Consider the following 14,716-nt stretch of genomic DNA (forward strand, 5'->3'; position numbering starts at 1 on the left):
ATCTGCTTTGATCCAGCCTGTTCCGCTTTTTCCGCGTTCTATTGCCGTTGTCTTTTTTGTTTGACCGACTTGACCGATTTTAGGTGGATCATTTTTTATGACAGAAGCTCGACTTCAAAATAACAGACGTGTCGTAGTCGCCATGAGCGGCGGGGTGGATTCCTCGGTCAGTGCGGCTCTGTTGAAGGAGCAGGGCTACGACGTCATCGGTGTGTCGATGCAGCTGTACGACCCGATTCCGCGCGAGGCGGGTTGCAAGGTCAAAACCTGCTGCTCCCTGGATGATGTCATGGACGCGGGCAGGGTGGCCAAGAAGCTGGGCATACCCTTCGAGGTGCTCGACATGCGGGCCGAGTTCAAAGAAGTGGTCATTGACTACTTCATTGCCGAATACGCCGCCGGCCGGACACCCAACCCCTGTATCCGCTGCAACGAGCTGATCAAGTTCGACCTGCTGCTGCAGAAGGCCCGCGAGTTGGGGGCTGATCTGCTGGCAACCGGGCATTACGCGCGCATATCCGAAGAACCGGGGGACAGACGGCTGATGATCGGCCTCGATCCCGGCAAGGATCAGTCCTATTTTCTGTTCACCCTGAGCCAGGAACAGCTGCAGCACCTGATTTTTCCAGTGGGCAGGCTGGAAAAGCCCCAGGTCAGGACGCTGGCAGCCGAATACCAGCTCCCGGTGGCGCAGAAACACGAGAGCCAGGAAATCTGCTTCATCCCCGACAACGACTACGTCCGGTTCTTGGAGTCCAACAGCATCAGCCAGGCCACCGGAGACATCGTCACCAGCGACGGCCGTTTAGTGGGGCGCCATTCGGGGCTGCACCGCTACACTGTCGGCCAGCGCAAGGGCATGGGCATCGCCTGGGAGCACCCGCTGCACGTGCTGGCCCTGGATACGGAAAACAACCGGGTCGTGGTGGGAGGGCGCACGGAGCTGGAAACAGCATCGCTGACCGCCGGGAGGGCAACCTGGAGCAGTGTTCCTGCGGAAAAGGAATTCCGCGCCACCTGCCGCATCCGCTACCGCCACAAACCGGCGCCCTGCACGGTGACGATGCTCGGTACAGAGAGGTTCGAAGTCCGCTTCGATCTGCCCCAGAGTGCCGTCACCCCCGGCCAGGCAGCCGTGCTCTACGACGGGGAATACGTACTCGGCGGCGGCTGGATAGAGTAAAAGGCACATTCTTCTGCCACAGGGCCCACAGAGTTCACAGAGGAATACAAACAGGTTTAAACCTGACGGATGCGGATTTTTCGTCAGAGCAAGGCTGTCGAGGAACCCCGCGGAGGCGTAGCACCCAAAGGTGTAAACAGCGCTACGCCGCACAAGAGGGTTCCGAAGACTTACGCAGCTCTGGCGAAAAGGCCACATCCGCAACCCAGGAGCCATATAGATGACAGAAAACCTGACGCACCTGCAGCAACTCGAAGCCGAGAGCATCCACATCATTCGCGAAGTCGTGGCCGAATTCTCGAACCCGGTGATGCTCTACTCCATCGGCAAGGATTCCGCGGTCATGCTGCATCTGGCCCGCAAGGCCTTTTACCCGGCACCGCCGCCGTTTCCGCTGCTGCACGTGGACACCACCTGGAAGTTCCGCGACATGATCCAGTTCCGGGACCGCATGGCAGCCGAATGCGGGTTGGACCTGATCGTGCACGTCAATGAGGATGGGGTCGAGCGCGGCGTCTCCCCCTTCACCCACGGTTCGGCGCTCTACACCGACGTGATGAAGACCGAAGGGCTTAAGCAGGCGCTGGATCGCTACAAGTTCGACGCCGCCTTTGGCGGTGCCCGTAGGGACGAGGAAAAATCCCGGGCCAAGGAACGCATCTTCTCCTTCCGCAGCGCCAACCACCGCTGGGACCCCAAGAACCAGCGTCCGGAGCTGTGGAGCCTGTACAACACCCGCGTCAAGCCGGGGGAAAGCATCCGCGTGTTCCCGCTCTCCAACTGGACCGAGCTGGATGTCTGGCAGTACATCCACCTGGAAAACATCCCCATCGTGCCGCTGTATTACGCGGCAGTACGGCCGGTAGTGGAGCGGGACGGCATGCTGATCATGGTGGACGACGACCGGCTGGAACTGAAGCCGGGCGAAGAGGTGCAGCACAAATCGGTGCGCTTCCGCACCCTGGGGTGCTACCCCCTGACCGGTGCGGTGGAGTCCGAGGCAGACACCCTGCCGCAGATCATCCAGGAAATGCTGCTGACCCGCACCTCCGAGCGCCAGGGCAGGCTGATCGACCATGATCAGGCAGGGAGCATGGAAAAAAAGAAACAAGAGGGATACTTCTGACGGACGATGCTTTTTCGCCCTGGCTGCGTAAGTCTTCGTCGGCAGTTGTGCGGCGTAGCGCTGTTTACACCCTTGGGTGCTACGCCTCCGCCTGCCGCCTCGACAGCCTTGCCAGGACAAAAAATCCTCGCCCGATAAAGGCGAACATTCATGGCACATCAATCCGAACTGATCGAAAAAGATATCCTTGCCTACCTGAAGAGTCAGGAGGAGAAGTCGCTGTTGCGCTTCATCACCTGTGGCAGCGTGGATGACGGCAAAAGTACCCTGATCGGGCGTCTTCTGTGGGATTCCAAGATGGTGTTCGAGGACCAGTTGGCGGCCCTGGAGGCTGACAGCAAAAAGGTCGGCACCCAGGGGGGCGCCATCGACTACGCCCTGCTGCTGGACGGCCTGCAGGCGGAGCGCGAGCAGGGCATCACCATCGATGTGGCCTACCGCTTCTTTTCCACCGACCGGCGCAAGTTCATCGTGGCGGACACCCCGGGTCACGAGCAGTACACCCGCAACATGGTCACTGGTGCCTCTACCGCCAAGGTGGCGGTGATCCTGGTGGATGCCCGCAAGGGGCTGTTGACCCAGACCCGGCGCCACAGTTACCTGGTCTCCCTGGTGGGCATCCGGCATGTGGTGCTGGCGGTCAACAAGATGGACCTGATCGATTTCGACCAGCAGCGTTTTGACGCCATCCTGGCCGATTACGCGCAGTTTGCCGCACCGCTGGGATTCGCCTCCATCACGGCCATCCCGATCTCGGCCCTGAACGGTGACAACATCATCGAAGCCAGCAGCAATACCCCCTGGTATCAGGGATCGACTCTGATGAACTACCTGGAAACGGTCCAGGTGGAGGGGGATAACCGGCACCAGCCCTTCCGCATGCCGGTGCAGTGGGTCAACCGTCCCCATCTCGATTTCCGCGGTTTCTGCGGCACCATTGCCGCCGGCAGCGTGCGTCCCGGCGACGAACTTCGGGTGGCCGCGTCCGGACGCACCAGCCGCGTGGCACGCATCGTCACCATGAACGGCGATTTGCAGGAGGCGGTGGCAGGCCAGGCCGTGACCCTGACCCTGGCGGACGAGATCGATATCAGCCGGGGGGACATGCTGACCGCCGTGGATGCCGCGCCGCTCCATACCCGCCATCCCGAGACACATCTGGTCTGGCTGCACGACGACGCCCTGCAACCGGGACAGCTCTATCTGGTCAAGACCGCCTCGGCGGTTACGCCGGGCCGGGTTACGGCAGTGCAGTACGGTGTGGATGTCAACACCTTGGAACAGATGCAGGTGGCCACGCTGGGGCTGAACGGCATCGGCGTCGTCCGGCTTGAGCTGGACCGGCCGGTCTCCTTCGATCCCTACCGCCAGAACCGCGATACCGGCAGTTTCATCCTGATCGACCGCTACACCAATGCCACCGTGGCCGCCGGCATGGTGATCTCGGCACCGTCCGACTCCGACGCTGTGCAGGTGACGGAGTTCGTGCCGGAAACCGCTCTTTCGGGCGCTGCACCGGTGCGTGTCCGCTTGAACGAGGCCTCCATCAGCACCACCGGGACGAGTGTCGTTGATCTGACTCCGGAAGGGCAGGCCATCGAGTTCGAGGTTTCTCCCCGTTTCATCGACCACCTCGGCAAAGGCAACCGGGTGCTCTTTCGCCTGAGTGACCTGGGACAGCTGCATGCCGTAGCGCTGCTGGCATACGAGCACCGGCTGTCGTTCGAGTTCGACCGTACCCCGGAGGGTATCGGTATCCTGCTCTTCAGGCGGAGTATTGCCCCCGCGGGCAGGTCCTATGCCGACGACGGTACGGGAATTTGACTGCTGTGTCTTACAGGTGCCGATGATATTTATGTCACCAAAAAGCTTCCCCGCGATGCATCGCCGGGAAGCTTTTTTTATCTGTCAAATTTGGTTGTTCCGATGGATAAAATTATAATTCGGTCAATTTGATGATGGAGCTGTCTTATGAGCGGGTCACCGCTCCACGGCCTGATTAGCCTTATGCCATGCCCCCTGGGGGGCGTTTTTCTAAACCGTACCCGAGGTGCGGATCTGTTACGGGAGGGAGATGAGTTATGAGTCCAAAGAGATTTTTATCGTTGTGCATGATCAGCGTTGTATTCGGCTTGGTGGGGGGGTGCGGTGGTTCAACATCAACAGGGCCAGCTACCTATGCCGTTACCGCCACTGCCGGCAGCAATGGCACTATCTCGCCTTCCGGCGTCAGCACAGTAGCCAGCGGCGAGGTCAAGAGTTTTACCGTTACAGCAAGCAACGGCTATGACATTGCAACTGTCACCGGCTGTGGAGGCAGCCTGTCGGGCAGCACCTACACCACCGGTGCGATCACCGGTGCCTGCACGGTTACGGTCAGCTTCAGCACCAGTGCGGCAATCACCGACCCGACCACCGGCATGGTGCTGTTGAAAGTTCCCGGCGGCACCTACATCATGGGCGACACCTTTGGCGATGGGGCTAGTAATGAACTGCCCTCCCACCAGGTAACCGTGGGAGAGTTTTACATCGGCAAATACGAGGTGACCCAGGGGCAGTGGCAAGCGGTCATGGGGAGCAACCCGTCATCATTCAGCGCGTGCGGCGCCGACTGCCCGGTCGAGACGGTGAACTGGAGTGACATCCAGACCTTCATCACCACCCTCAACCAGCAGAGCGGCAAAAACTACCGCTTGCCGACTGAGGCGGAGTGGGAATACGCCGCGCGGAGCGGGGGCCAGAGCCAGGCGTACAGCGGTGGCAGCGATATCAATGCCGTTGCCTGGTATGCAGTCAATTCCGGCAGTACTACTCATCCGGTGGGCCAGAAACAGGCCAACGGCCTGGGGCTGTATGACATGAGCGGCAATGTGGATGAGTTGGTGAGCGACTGGTTTGCCTTATCATACAGCGCCACTGCCCAAACGAACCCGACCGGTCCCGCAACGGGCTCCCTCCATACCTATCGGGGCGGTAGCTGGTTCGAGGACCCGTTCTACGAGCGGGCATCCTATCGTGGCGCCGTAATACCCGGCGATCCGGTCTATCCGACCAATCGCTACCCCACTATTGGTTTCCGCCTTGTTGCCCCAGTGCCGTGAGCGGAGGCCGGTGCAGGCAACTGGAGGGCGGATCGGAGGCCGGCCGGAAGCTTGCCGGAACCGTACCAGTGCAGAGGTGAGCTGACGGAATAAGGATATGAACAGCTGGTCTTCAGCTGAAGGTATCAGAAAGCCAAAGGGCCGGACCTGAGTCATTTCAGGCGGCCCTTTGGTTCGAGACGTTCTCGTGGAGGCTACTTCGCCACCTGAACAATCTCCCACTCTGCTACGCCACCGGGAACGATGCAAAACAGCGGGTGGGGCTCAGGACGGGCCAGCGGTTCCCAAAGGGCCAGCCAGAGCGGGTCGCGGGCCAGGAGCTTTCTTTTCAGATGCTGCCATTCGTAGACCAGTTGCCCGTCAGTGACCGGTATCGGCTCGATGCTCCCAAATGAGCCGATTTTGGCTGCGTCGAAGCGGTAACCCCGACCGGCCGCCTCGGTGTGGACCGCCTGCAGATAGTTGGCGATGGATTCAACGGGGGAGGGGGAAGTACGGAAGCGGATCAACTGGGGATGGCGGGTATAGCCCGCAGTGCGTCCCTGCAGAACAGCCTGCGCCAGCAGCGCTTCGCGCCAGAGCGCGACCAGTCCGCGAGTGTCGAGATATTTGGGATGCAGGGTCCAAAGGCGCATGGGGCCGATCCCTTTGCACGCGAATTTCAGAGTTTGATGCTATTGCTGCCCATAAGGCGCATGTGGCGGTGTAGAAGATACGCTCTCGAACTGAAGGTACTATCGCTTTTCCGTTAGCCTGCGTCAATGTGTATGTTCCCCCTGAACCGCCGCGGCTGACAGATTTCCCTGTCCGTCCAGCCGGGAATCCGGTACAGTAGCTGAACTCCGATTCGAGACCAGAAAGGATTCGACACATCATGAACCAGCAGTTGCAGGACAAGACCGACAAACTCAAAAGCATTCTGGCCGACATGGGGGGCTGTGTGGTGGCCTTTTCCGGTGGGGTGGACTCGACTCTGCTGTTCGCGGTGGCGGCCCAGGTGCTGGGGGATCGGGCCCTGGCGGTTACGGCCACTTCGGAAACTTACCCGCAGCGGGAGCTCATGGAAGCGCGCGAATTTGCCGCCCGCATTGGCGGCCGGCATCGCGAGGTGGTCTCGGAGGAACTGGATATTCCGGAGTTCAAGCACAACCCCCGCAACCGCTGCTACTACTGCAAGAGCGAGCTGTTCGGCAAGCTGAAGGCCATCGCCGAGGCCGAGGGGCTGCCGTATGTGCTGGATGGCACCAACCTTGACGACCGCGGCGATCATCGCCCCGGCAGGCAGGCCGCGGCCGAGATCGGCGTTCGCAGCCCCCTTGAGGAGGCTGGTTTCACCAAGCAGGACATCCGTGACCTGTCGCGCCAGATGGGGCTGCCCACCTGGGACAAGCCGGCCTTTGCCTGTCTCTCCAGCCGCTTCCCCTATGGCACCGCCATCACCGTCGACCGGGTCAGCCAGGTGGGACGGGCTGAGGAGGCGCTGCGCGCTCTTGGTTTCCGGACTCTGCGGGTGCGCTATCACAACGAGGTGGCCAGGCTGGAACTGGGGCCTGATGAATATGGCTCGGCCACCGGTCCCCTGCGGCAGGCGGTGATCGAGTGCGTCAAAGAGGCCGGTTTCACCTACGTGGCCGTTGATCTGCAGGGCTATCGCACCGGCGCGATGAACGAAGCGCCGGAGTAGACCTCCCTGCCGGTGTTTTTCGAGGACAGCCGCCGTTGCCGCGGTGGCTGTCCTCGGTGTCATCCGCATTTACAGTGCAGTAAGAGAACCTGACATCCCGCCGAACCGCTCCTCCTGCCGTGAAGATCCCATCCCCCGCAATATCCGAAGCTTATGAATCACTCTTCCCGTTTTTTCCACTGGCACGATAGTTGGAATGCTTTGTGGCACACATGGCAGCAACACTTTCAGGGGGGAAGGGGGACCCGTATGCACAGGGATTCACATGAAGCCACACGCAGTGAACCGAATGAGGAGGAATGCCGGACGGAACAGCTCGTGCCCCGATTTTCACACTGCCTCAAGAGAAACTCCCGGTGCGTATATGCCGTTGTTTCCGGATCGTTCTACTACTGCATGCATCCCAACCACCTTGGCTTCAAGCACACCTCGGTCATCACCGATTTTCCCTACGAATGACCCTTTGTTACCGTTGGACCGAAATACGATTCCCTGACGGCGCGGAACAGGGACCGAGGATAGCGGTAAGCCCGTTATCCTTTTTTTTTGTGTGCAGGGCATGGTACCGTAGCGACGGGAGTGAAAACATGAACATGTGGGATGGATTGATCGAAGAGATAAGGAATCAACAGGCCTGCCTCGACCAGCTCATAGCCGCCTGGAAGAGTGACTACACCGCTGCGGGAGGAACGATACATTGCGGCAGAGGCTGCCGTGAGTGCTGCAATCTGGCGGTGAACGCCACTCTGACCGAAGCGGTGGCCATTGCCGGAGCTCTGACCGAAGTGCAGGCGGAAGCGTTGCAGAGGTATGTCGGCCACCTGCTGGAGGCCGTCGGACGGGTAGGGGATATCAAGGGATACCTCAGGATGCACCGGCAGGAGCTCGGCTATTGCCCCTTGCTGGATGACGAGGGGGCCTGCGGGATCTACGGGGTCCGTCCGCTTTCCTGCCGGGCGCTGCTCTCGACCATGCCCAGCCGCTGGTGTACCGTCGATTTTTCCGCGTTGAGCGCCGGGGAGAAACAGAACTTCATGGAGGGGCTGGATCGTGGGGCGGTGGCATTTCCATCCCACTATGCCGCCTTCTCGCGGGATACGGGGCAGGAGCTGGAGGCTCGCGCAGGACGCCTGATGTCCGAAAAATTCGGATTTTCGATCTACGGCAGTATGCCGGTGCTGGTCGATCTGGTCCGGCGGCATGGTTTGGCCGAGACCTGCGGCCACGGCTACGATGCGACGATTGCGCTGCTGAGTGCCACCGGCGCGGATCATCCCTTCCTGCTGCAGGTGGAACGTTAGGCTGCCAGGTATAAGGTACGCGACGCAGAAAGGCCCCGTGGTTTTCCGAAACCTGCGGGGCCTTTTCTTTTTCCGGTTGCTGCACGCTCCAGGGGCAGGAGGTTGTTGAGATTTTCAGGTTGTTCAAAAATGGGTAGGTCGTCGCACCCGCAGGAAGCCCCGCGGAGGCGTAGCAGCGCTACGCCGCACAAGAGGGCTGACGAGGACGGCGGCGAGGTGCCCGTTTTTCAACAACCTTTAGTGCCCCATGCCACCTTCCACTGCCTGAGTGGGACGCTTGAGCAGGAGCAGGAGCGGTATGATCGAGAGGAAGGCCACGCCGACGATCCAGAAGATGTGGTTGAAAGCCAGCACACCGGCCTGGCGCTGAATCATGCCGTACAAGAGGGCCAGCGCGGACTGGTCGGCCTGGGTGGCGGCCAGTCCCTTGCTGATCAAGGCCTGCTTCACCTGATACAGGTGCATCTGCCAGGCTGTACCGTAGGGGTTGGCATGGACCACCAGATTTGTCTGGTATGTCTGGCTCAGCCGTGCCAGCAGGGTGGCCGCTACGGCAATGCCGACGCTGCCGCCGATGTTGCGCAGCAGGTTGAACATGCCGGTGGCGTTGCCCATTTCAAGCCGGGAAATCGTTGCCAGGGTCACCGTGGTGAGCGGGACGAAGATCATTGCCAGGCCGATCCCCAGCACCACCCGCGGCCAGACGAAATCGCCGTAGGCCGCCTCCAGGCTGAGCCGCTGCATGATGAACATCGAAACCGCGCCGATCAGCAATCCCGCGAACACAATCTTGCGGCCGTCCCGCTTGTGCAGCACGGCCCCCACGAACGGCATGGTGATCAGGGTCGCGACCCCGCCCGGGGCCAGCACCATCCCGGCATCGGTAGCCGAATAACCCATCAGGTTCTGCAGGAACAGCGGTATCAGCATGATCGAACTGTACAGGCAGAACCCGACCACGAACATGATGAAGTTGCCGGCCGAGAAGGAGATGTTCTTGAACAGCCGCAGATTGATGATCGGGTGCTCGTGTTTCAGCTCGACCCAGATCAACGCGGCCAGCGAAACGATACAGATGATGGTGAAGGTGATGATGAAGGAGGAATGGAACCAGTCCTCCTGCTGCCCCTTGTCCAGCACCACCTGCAAGGCACCGATGCCGGTGGTCAGCAGGAACAGCCCCCAGTAGTCGATTTTCATGGCAGCGGCGCTGCGTTTGAGGTAGGCAGGATCGAAGATGAAAAAGAGGCACATGGCAATGGCGATGATGCCGATCGGCAGGTTGATGTAAAAGATCCAGCGCCAGGAGAGATTATCGGTGATCCAGCCCCCCAGGGCCGGACCGACGATCGGCCCGAACATGGCGCCCACCCCGAAGATTGCCATGGCCATACCCCGCTGGTGAGGGGGGAAGGTCTCCATAAGGATCGCCTGGCTGATGGGGATCAGGGCGCCGCCGGCCGCGCCCTGGACGATGCGGAACAGGATCAGCGTCTCCAGGTTGGGAGCGGCTCCACACAGCAGCGAGGAGAGGGTGAACAGGCAGATGCAGGACAGAAGGAAGCGCTTGCGGCCGAACATCCGCGACAGCCAGCCGGTCATGGGCAGCACCACGGCGTTGGAGACCAGGTAGGAGGTCAGCACCCAGGTGATCTCATCGGTGCCGGCATTGAGGCTGCCCTGCATGTGCGGCAGGGCCACGTTGGCCACCGAGGTGTCGATGATCTCCATGATGGCGGGAAGCATCACGGTAATGGTGATCAGCCATTTGTTGATGGACTTTTCTGCGTGGCTCATGTGGTCGTGTGACGACTGAGGATTTTCCGCGATGCCGGCGTTGGCCTGCGGATTCCTCTTGTGCGGCGTAGCGCTGCTACGCCTCCGCGGAAATCCTTGGCCGCCTTGGCCTTACGAAAACTTCTCAGCCGTTTAGGTAAAGTCTAAAAATATTTTTGATCAGTCCAACCCTTGGAGTGCATTTACCGGAACGGATTCAGGTCACCCAGGACGTCGGCGGTCGTGCGGTCCACCAGCACGGTGGGGATCACGCTCATGCCGACCCGCAGCAGGTGTCGAGGATCGCTGTTGCTGTCGATCAGGATTTTGACCGGGATGCGCTGGACCACTTTCACGTAATTGCCGGTGGCGTTTTCGGGGGGCAGGAGCGAGAAGGCTGCCCCGGTACCGGCCATGATGCTGTCCACCCGACCGCTGAAGCGCTGGCCGGGATAGGCATCCACGCGGAACTCGACCTGCTGGCCCGAACGGATGTGGGTCAACTGGCTTTCCTTGTAGTTGGCGGTAATCCAGGCCTTCTGCAGCGGCACTACTGCCATGAGCGGCTGGCCGGCCTGCACGTTGGCCCCGGGTTCCACGTTCTTGCGGGTTATGTAGCCGCTGGTCGGGGCGGTAACGCGGGTATAGGAGAGCTGCAGGCGCGCCTGGTCGAGCTGGGCCTGCTGTTGCAGCACCTTGGCCCGGTTGGGACCGTCCGAGGAAAGCCCCGCTTCGGCCAGGGCTCGTTTGAGCGACTCTTCTGCCTCGCGGAACTGGGATTGCGCCACCCGCTGTGCGGTTCTCAGGCGGTCAAGCTGCTCGCGGGAGATCACCTCCCGTTTGAACAGGGCTTCGGCGCGTTGCTGATCCAGCACGGCCTGGTCCAGTCTGGCACCGGCCAGTTGGACCGAGGCACGGGCTGCTTCGGCCTTGCGGTATTCCCCGCCGGTCTCGTTCGTTGCCACGCCGACACCGGCCTCAGCCCTGGCCACCTGCACCCGGTAATCGTTCTGATCCAGTTCCAGCAGCAGCTCACCCTGTTTCACGTACTGGTTGTCCGACACCAGCACGCGCGCAACCGTGCCCCCCACCCTGGGGGACACCTGGATGACATCGGCCTCCACAAAGGCATTGTCGGTCTCGATGTGGGTTTTGCCTTTGATCCACCAGCGTACTCCCACTACCCCGCATACCGCGATCAGAACCAGCAGGGTGAGCATCGCTCTCCGTTTTTTCTTGCCGTTTTTCGGATTTCCGGCCGTATCTTTTCCGGAATTGTCCCCTTCCGGGGGAGAGCCGGCTGGTGCTATCTGTTCAGGTTGCAGTGCTTCCGACATCGCTTCCTCCGTCATAATTCTCCCCTGGCGTGCTTCAGGCGGGCCGAGGCCACCTGGTAATCGAACAGGGCCTGATCGTGGTCGAACCTGGTCTGGGTGAGGAGGGTCTGGGCATCCAGCACCTCGGTGGCAGTGCCCACCCGTTCCTGGTAGCGTTCCCGGTTGATGCGCAGGTTCTCCTCGCTCTGGCGTATGGCCGTCTCGGTCACGACGATGCGTTCCCGGGACACCCGCACGTCGTTGCGTGCCGTGGCGACATCCAATCGCACCTCCTCTTCGGCCTGCCGCAGCGCATCGCGATTTTTCGAGCGCAGTTCGACCGCTCGCTGGCGGGTGGCTGTGGAGGCGAAACCATCGAACAGATTGAACCTCAGGCCGACAGTTGCCGACATGATCGCCTGTTCGCGCACCTTGTCGTTCTGCACATAATCCAGCGCCAAGCGGGTGTAGATCTCCGGGAAGAAGTTGGCCCGCGCTTCGCGGACCTCGGCTTCGTTGGAAACGAGGCGGTAACGCAGGGCCTGGATCTCGTGGCGCTGGTCAAGGATATGCTGCAGGTCGACAGGCTGCGCCGAATCTCCCGCCACACTGGCCTGGGAATCCAGATCGGCCCGGTATGAGGGGGGGCTGCCGGTCAGGTAGTTGAGCTGCAGCCAGCTGTTCTCCACCCGGTTGTCGGCTGCCAGGGATCTCTGCCGCGCTGCTGCCAGACGCACCTCAGCCTGGAGCACGTCATTACGGGTAACCGCCCCTTCATCGAAAAGGGCCTGAGCCACGCGCCGGTGCTGTTCCACCTGGACGATCTCATCGCGCGCCGTGGCTGCCAGCCTGCCCGCCTCCAGAATGCCGAAGTAGGCGGTAATCACCTGCAGCGCCAGATCCTTGCGCCGCGCCTCGAACTGGCTGGCAACCGCATCGCTCTGCGAATCGGCCTGCTGCACGCGGGCCCTGTTCCGGCCGAAGTCGTAGATCGTATAGGTGCCGGCCAGAGTGGCGAAGGCATAGGTCGGTTCCTGGGTTTCGGCAGAAAAACCGTTGATATTGACCGCCTGGGCAGCCTGCTGAGCGGTGTAGCCCCCCTGGATATCGATCCTGGGGTAAAGGGCTGAGGCTGTCTGGCGGGCATTCTGCCGGACAATGGACCGGTCCCAGGCCGCGGTCCGCAGGGCCGGATTGGCATGGTCGGCCTGTTCCAGGCACTGCTTCAGGGTCAGCGTCTCGGCCTCTGCGGTGGAGGAAATCCAGGGCAGGGGAGACAGCACCATGCCGAGTCCGATGATTACGACCAGCCTGTCAATATACCGGTTTTTCATAGACCTTCCTTTCCCCGCGCAGGGTTTCCAGCATCCTGACCAGGTCGTTGATCTCCGTGTCGGCCAGGCCGGCAGTGAACTGTTCCATCACCCGCTGGGCTGCGTCGGTCAATTGGTCTTCCATGGTCTTCCCCTTTGGGGTCAGGCGTATCATATGGGCCCGCCGGTCCTGGGGATGGGGCTGGCGTTCGACCATGCCGGTGCGCTCCAGGCGGTCGATCAGGCCTCCGACGGTGGTGCGGTCCACCTGGCTTTTTTCGGAAAGTTCCACCTGGGTCAGCCCGTCCTGCTGCCAGAGAAAGGCCAGCAGGCCGAACTGGGGCGGGGTTATTTCATACGGGTCCAGGGCTTCCTTGAACAGGGCCCATGCCCGCTGGTAGGCCTTTGCCAGCAGGAATCCCAGGCTTTTCTCGACATCGAACATACTTTTACCTCGTGCGACGCAAATGTCCTCATTATGCATATTATCAGTATGCTGTCAATAAGCCGCCTGGTTTGAAAAACCGTTTACAATATCCGGTCTTTTGCATATCATGTTCGGCCATGTCCGCGCCAGTCGCAGTGATCATACGCCCGATGGAACGGTCCGATCTGGATGCGGTGCTGGCCATCGAGCAGGATGCCTACCCGAACCCCTGGAAGCTGGAGCATTTCATCCAGGAACTCCATTCGCCCCTTGCAATCCCCTTTGTAGCGGTGCAGGATCAGACGGTGATCGGTTATCTTTGTCTGATGTCGCTGTTCGAGGAGGCTCAGATCCTCAACGTTGCCGTGGCACGGCTGCAGCGCGGAAAAGGAATTGCGCGGCTGCTGATGGACACGGCCATCCGCACCGCACGTGAACGGGGAGCAGAGCTGCTGACACTGGAGGTGCGCGAGTCGAACCGGGCCGCCATTGCCCTGTACGAGAGCTATGGCTTTGTCCGCTACTTCGTGCGCCGGGGATACTACGAAGGCACCGAAGACGCGATCCTGATGGAAAAAACACTGCTGTAGCCCCGGGAAAGCATGCTCCGGTAGTTACGGCGTCAACACATTTTCAATAATTTCTCAACAATTCGCAGGGGAGTCCACGTATGCAGTTTACCGCAATGATTCTTTCCAATGCCGAGGTTTCGCCCGGCTACTGGCGCATGCGCCTGACCGCTCCCCCCGAGTTCGCTGCGGCGGCTCCCGGGCAATTCGTTATGGTGCGGGTCAACGGCGCCATCGACCCGCTCCTGCGGCGTCCGTTCGGCATCTTCGATGTCGGCACCTACCAGCCGGCCCATGCCGGGGCCGTTGCGCAGCCCTGTTTCGAGATGCTCTACCGGGTGGTGGGCAAAGGGACCGCCCTGCTGTCCACGCTGCACGAAACCGACTTGGTGGATATCCTCGGCCCGCTGGGGCGGGGCTTTGATATGGGAACGGCCGGGGAAGAGAAACTGATCGTCGGCGGCGGGGTCGGCCTGGCGCCGCTCTATCTGCTGGCCAGGGAACTGGTGAAAAACTCTCCGGTGCGCCTGTTCGCCGGCGGCCGCACCCGGGACGACATCCTCTGCATCACAGAGTTCGAGCGGCTGGGGGTGGAGTGCTACGTGGCCACCGAGGACGGTTCGTTGGGCGAGCAGGGGCTGGTGACCGAGGCACTGGTCAGGCGCCTGGATCAGGTCAAGGGCGCTGCCTCGATCTTTGCCTGCGGCCCCCACGGCATGCTGAACGCCGTGGCTGGCATCGCTTCCGCCCGCTCGATCCCCTGCCAGGTGTCGCTGGAGGGCTACATGGCCTGCGGCGTGGGGGCCTGCCTGGGGTGCGTCACGCCGGGGAACGGCCATACGCCAGAAACGCCGGATTTCCGCTGCGTCTGCGCCGAGGGCCCGGTCTTCGATGCCAATGAACTGGGATGGGAGTGCTGA

14 protein-coding genes are annotated in these 14,716 nt (G+C 61.2%); 9 read left to right on the top strand and 5 right to left on the bottom strand.

All coding sequences use genetic code 11. The annotated features are described in order from the left end of the window. Window positions 1-97 precede the first annotated feature (97 nt). From mnmA to GSVR_RS08515, 4 genes are all read left to right on the top strand, one after another. Window positions 98-1,183, top strand: coding sequence for a tRNA 2-thiouridine(34) synthase MnmA (gene mnmA / locus GSVR_RS08500; protein ID WP_173199083.1), 1,086 nt, complete (start codon window positions 98-100; stop codon window positions 1,181-1,183). Window positions 1,184-1,403: 220 nt separating this feature from the next. After that, the gene (cysD, locus tag GSVR_RS08505) at window positions 1,404-2,309 is read left to right on the top strand and encodes a sulfate adenylyltransferase subunit CysD (protein WP_173199081.1); all 906 of its coding nucleotides are present in this window, start codon (window positions 1,404-1,406) and stop codon (window positions 2,307-2,309) included. A gap of 150 nt (window positions 2,310-2,459) precedes the next feature. Then, window positions 2,460-4,133 (top strand): sulfate adenylyltransferase subunit CysN, encoded by a 1,674-nt coding sequence (cysN, locus tag GSVR_RS08510; RefSeq protein WP_173199079.1) that lies wholly within the window; start codon window positions 2,460-2,462, stop codon window positions 4,131-4,133. 257 nt (window positions 4,134-4,390) lie between these two features. Beyond that, window positions 4,391-5,410, top strand: a complete 1,020-nt coding sequence (locus GSVR_RS08515; RefSeq protein WP_173199077.1) for an SUMF1/EgtB/PvdO family nonheme iron enzyme — start codon at window positions 4,391-4,393, stop codon at window positions 5,408-5,410. A 194-nt stretch (window positions 5,411-5,604) separates the two neighbouring features. On the opposite strand, the gene GSVR_RS08520 is transcribed toward GSVR_RS08515, so the two are convergent. After that, window positions 5,605-6,045 carry a pyrimidine dimer DNA glycosylase/endonuclease V gene (locus GSVR_RS08520; protein WP_173199075.1) on the bottom strand — a complete coding sequence of 147 codons (441 nt, stop codon included), beginning with the start codon at window positions 6,043-6,045 and terminating at the stop codon, window positions 5,605-5,607. A gap of 239 nt (window positions 6,046-6,284) precedes the next feature. Between GSVR_RS08520 and larE the strand changes: the two genes are divergently transcribed. The 3 genes from larE (at window position 6,285) to GSVR_RS08535 (ending at window position 8,395) form a co-directional block, all read left to right on the top strand. Further along, window positions 6,285-7,094 (top strand): ATP-dependent sacrificial sulfur transferase LarE, encoded by an 810-nt coding sequence (larE, locus tag GSVR_RS08525; RefSeq protein WP_173199073.1) that lies wholly within the window; start codon window positions 6,285-6,287, stop codon window positions 7,092-7,094. Window positions 7,095-7,343: 249 nt separating this feature from the next. Further along, window positions 7,344-7,553 (top strand): hypothetical protein, encoded by a 210-nt coding sequence (locus GSVR_RS08530; RefSeq protein WP_173199071.1) that lies wholly within the window; start codon window positions 7,344-7,346, stop codon window positions 7,551-7,553. A 128-nt stretch (window positions 7,554-7,681) separates the two neighbouring features. Further along, entirely contained in the window at window positions 7,682-8,395 is a 714-nt protein-coding gene (locus GSVR_RS08535) for a YkgJ family cysteine cluster protein (RefSeq protein WP_173199069.1), read from the top strand. Between the two features lie 237 nt (window positions 8,396-8,632). On the opposite strand, the gene GSVR_RS08540 is transcribed toward GSVR_RS08535, so the two are convergent. From GSVR_RS08540 to GSVR_RS08555, 4 genes are all read right to left on the bottom strand, one after another. Further along, on the bottom strand, window positions 8,633-10,192 hold the full coding sequence (locus tag GSVR_RS08540; protein ID WP_173199067.1) for a DHA2 family efflux MFS transporter permease subunit: 1,560 nt from the start codon (window positions 10,190-10,192) through the stop codon (window positions 8,633-8,635). Between the two features lie 182 nt (window positions 10,193-10,374). Continuing rightward, on the bottom strand, window positions 10,375-11,508 hold the full coding sequence (locus GSVR_RS08545; RefSeq protein WP_173199065.1) for an HlyD family secretion protein: 1,134 nt from the start codon (window positions 11,506-11,508) through the stop codon (window positions 10,375-10,377). 11 nt (window positions 11,509-11,519) lie between these two features. After that, a complete protein-coding gene (locus GSVR_RS08550; protein ID WP_239077491.1) occupies window positions 11,520-12,821 on the bottom strand; it encodes a TolC family protein in 1,302 nt (433 codons plus the stop codon). Continuing rightward, window positions 12,802-13,245, bottom strand: coding sequence for a MarR family winged helix-turn-helix transcriptional regulator (locus GSVR_RS08555; protein ID WP_173199063.1), 444 nt, complete (start codon window positions 13,243-13,245; stop codon window positions 12,802-12,804). The genes GSVR_RS08550 and GSVR_RS08555 overlap by 20 nt, the downstream gene beginning before the upstream one ends. 119 nt (window positions 13,246-13,364) lie before the next feature. Here GSVR_RS08555 and rimI point away from each other — a divergent pair, with 119 nt between their 5' ends. Together rimI and GSVR_RS08565 are read left to right on the top strand one after the other, a co-directional pair. Continuing rightward, window positions 13,365-13,817, top strand: a complete 453-nt coding sequence (gene rimI / locus GSVR_RS08560) for a ribosomal protein S18-alanine N-acetyltransferase (protein ID WP_239077492.1) — start codon at window positions 13,365-13,367, stop codon at window positions 13,815-13,817. 80 nt (window positions 13,818-13,897) lie between these two features. After that, window positions 13,898-14,716, top strand: a complete 819-nt coding sequence (locus GSVR_RS08565) for a dihydroorotate dehydrogenase electron transfer subunit (RefSeq protein ID WP_173199061.1) — start codon at window positions 13,898-13,900, stop codon at window positions 14,714-14,716.

This window comes from Geobacter sp. SVR (assembly GCF_016865365.1).
In the GTDB taxonomy this organism is placed as follows: Bacteria; Desulfobacterota; Desulfuromonadia; order Geobacterales; family Pseudopelobacteraceae; genus Pelotalea.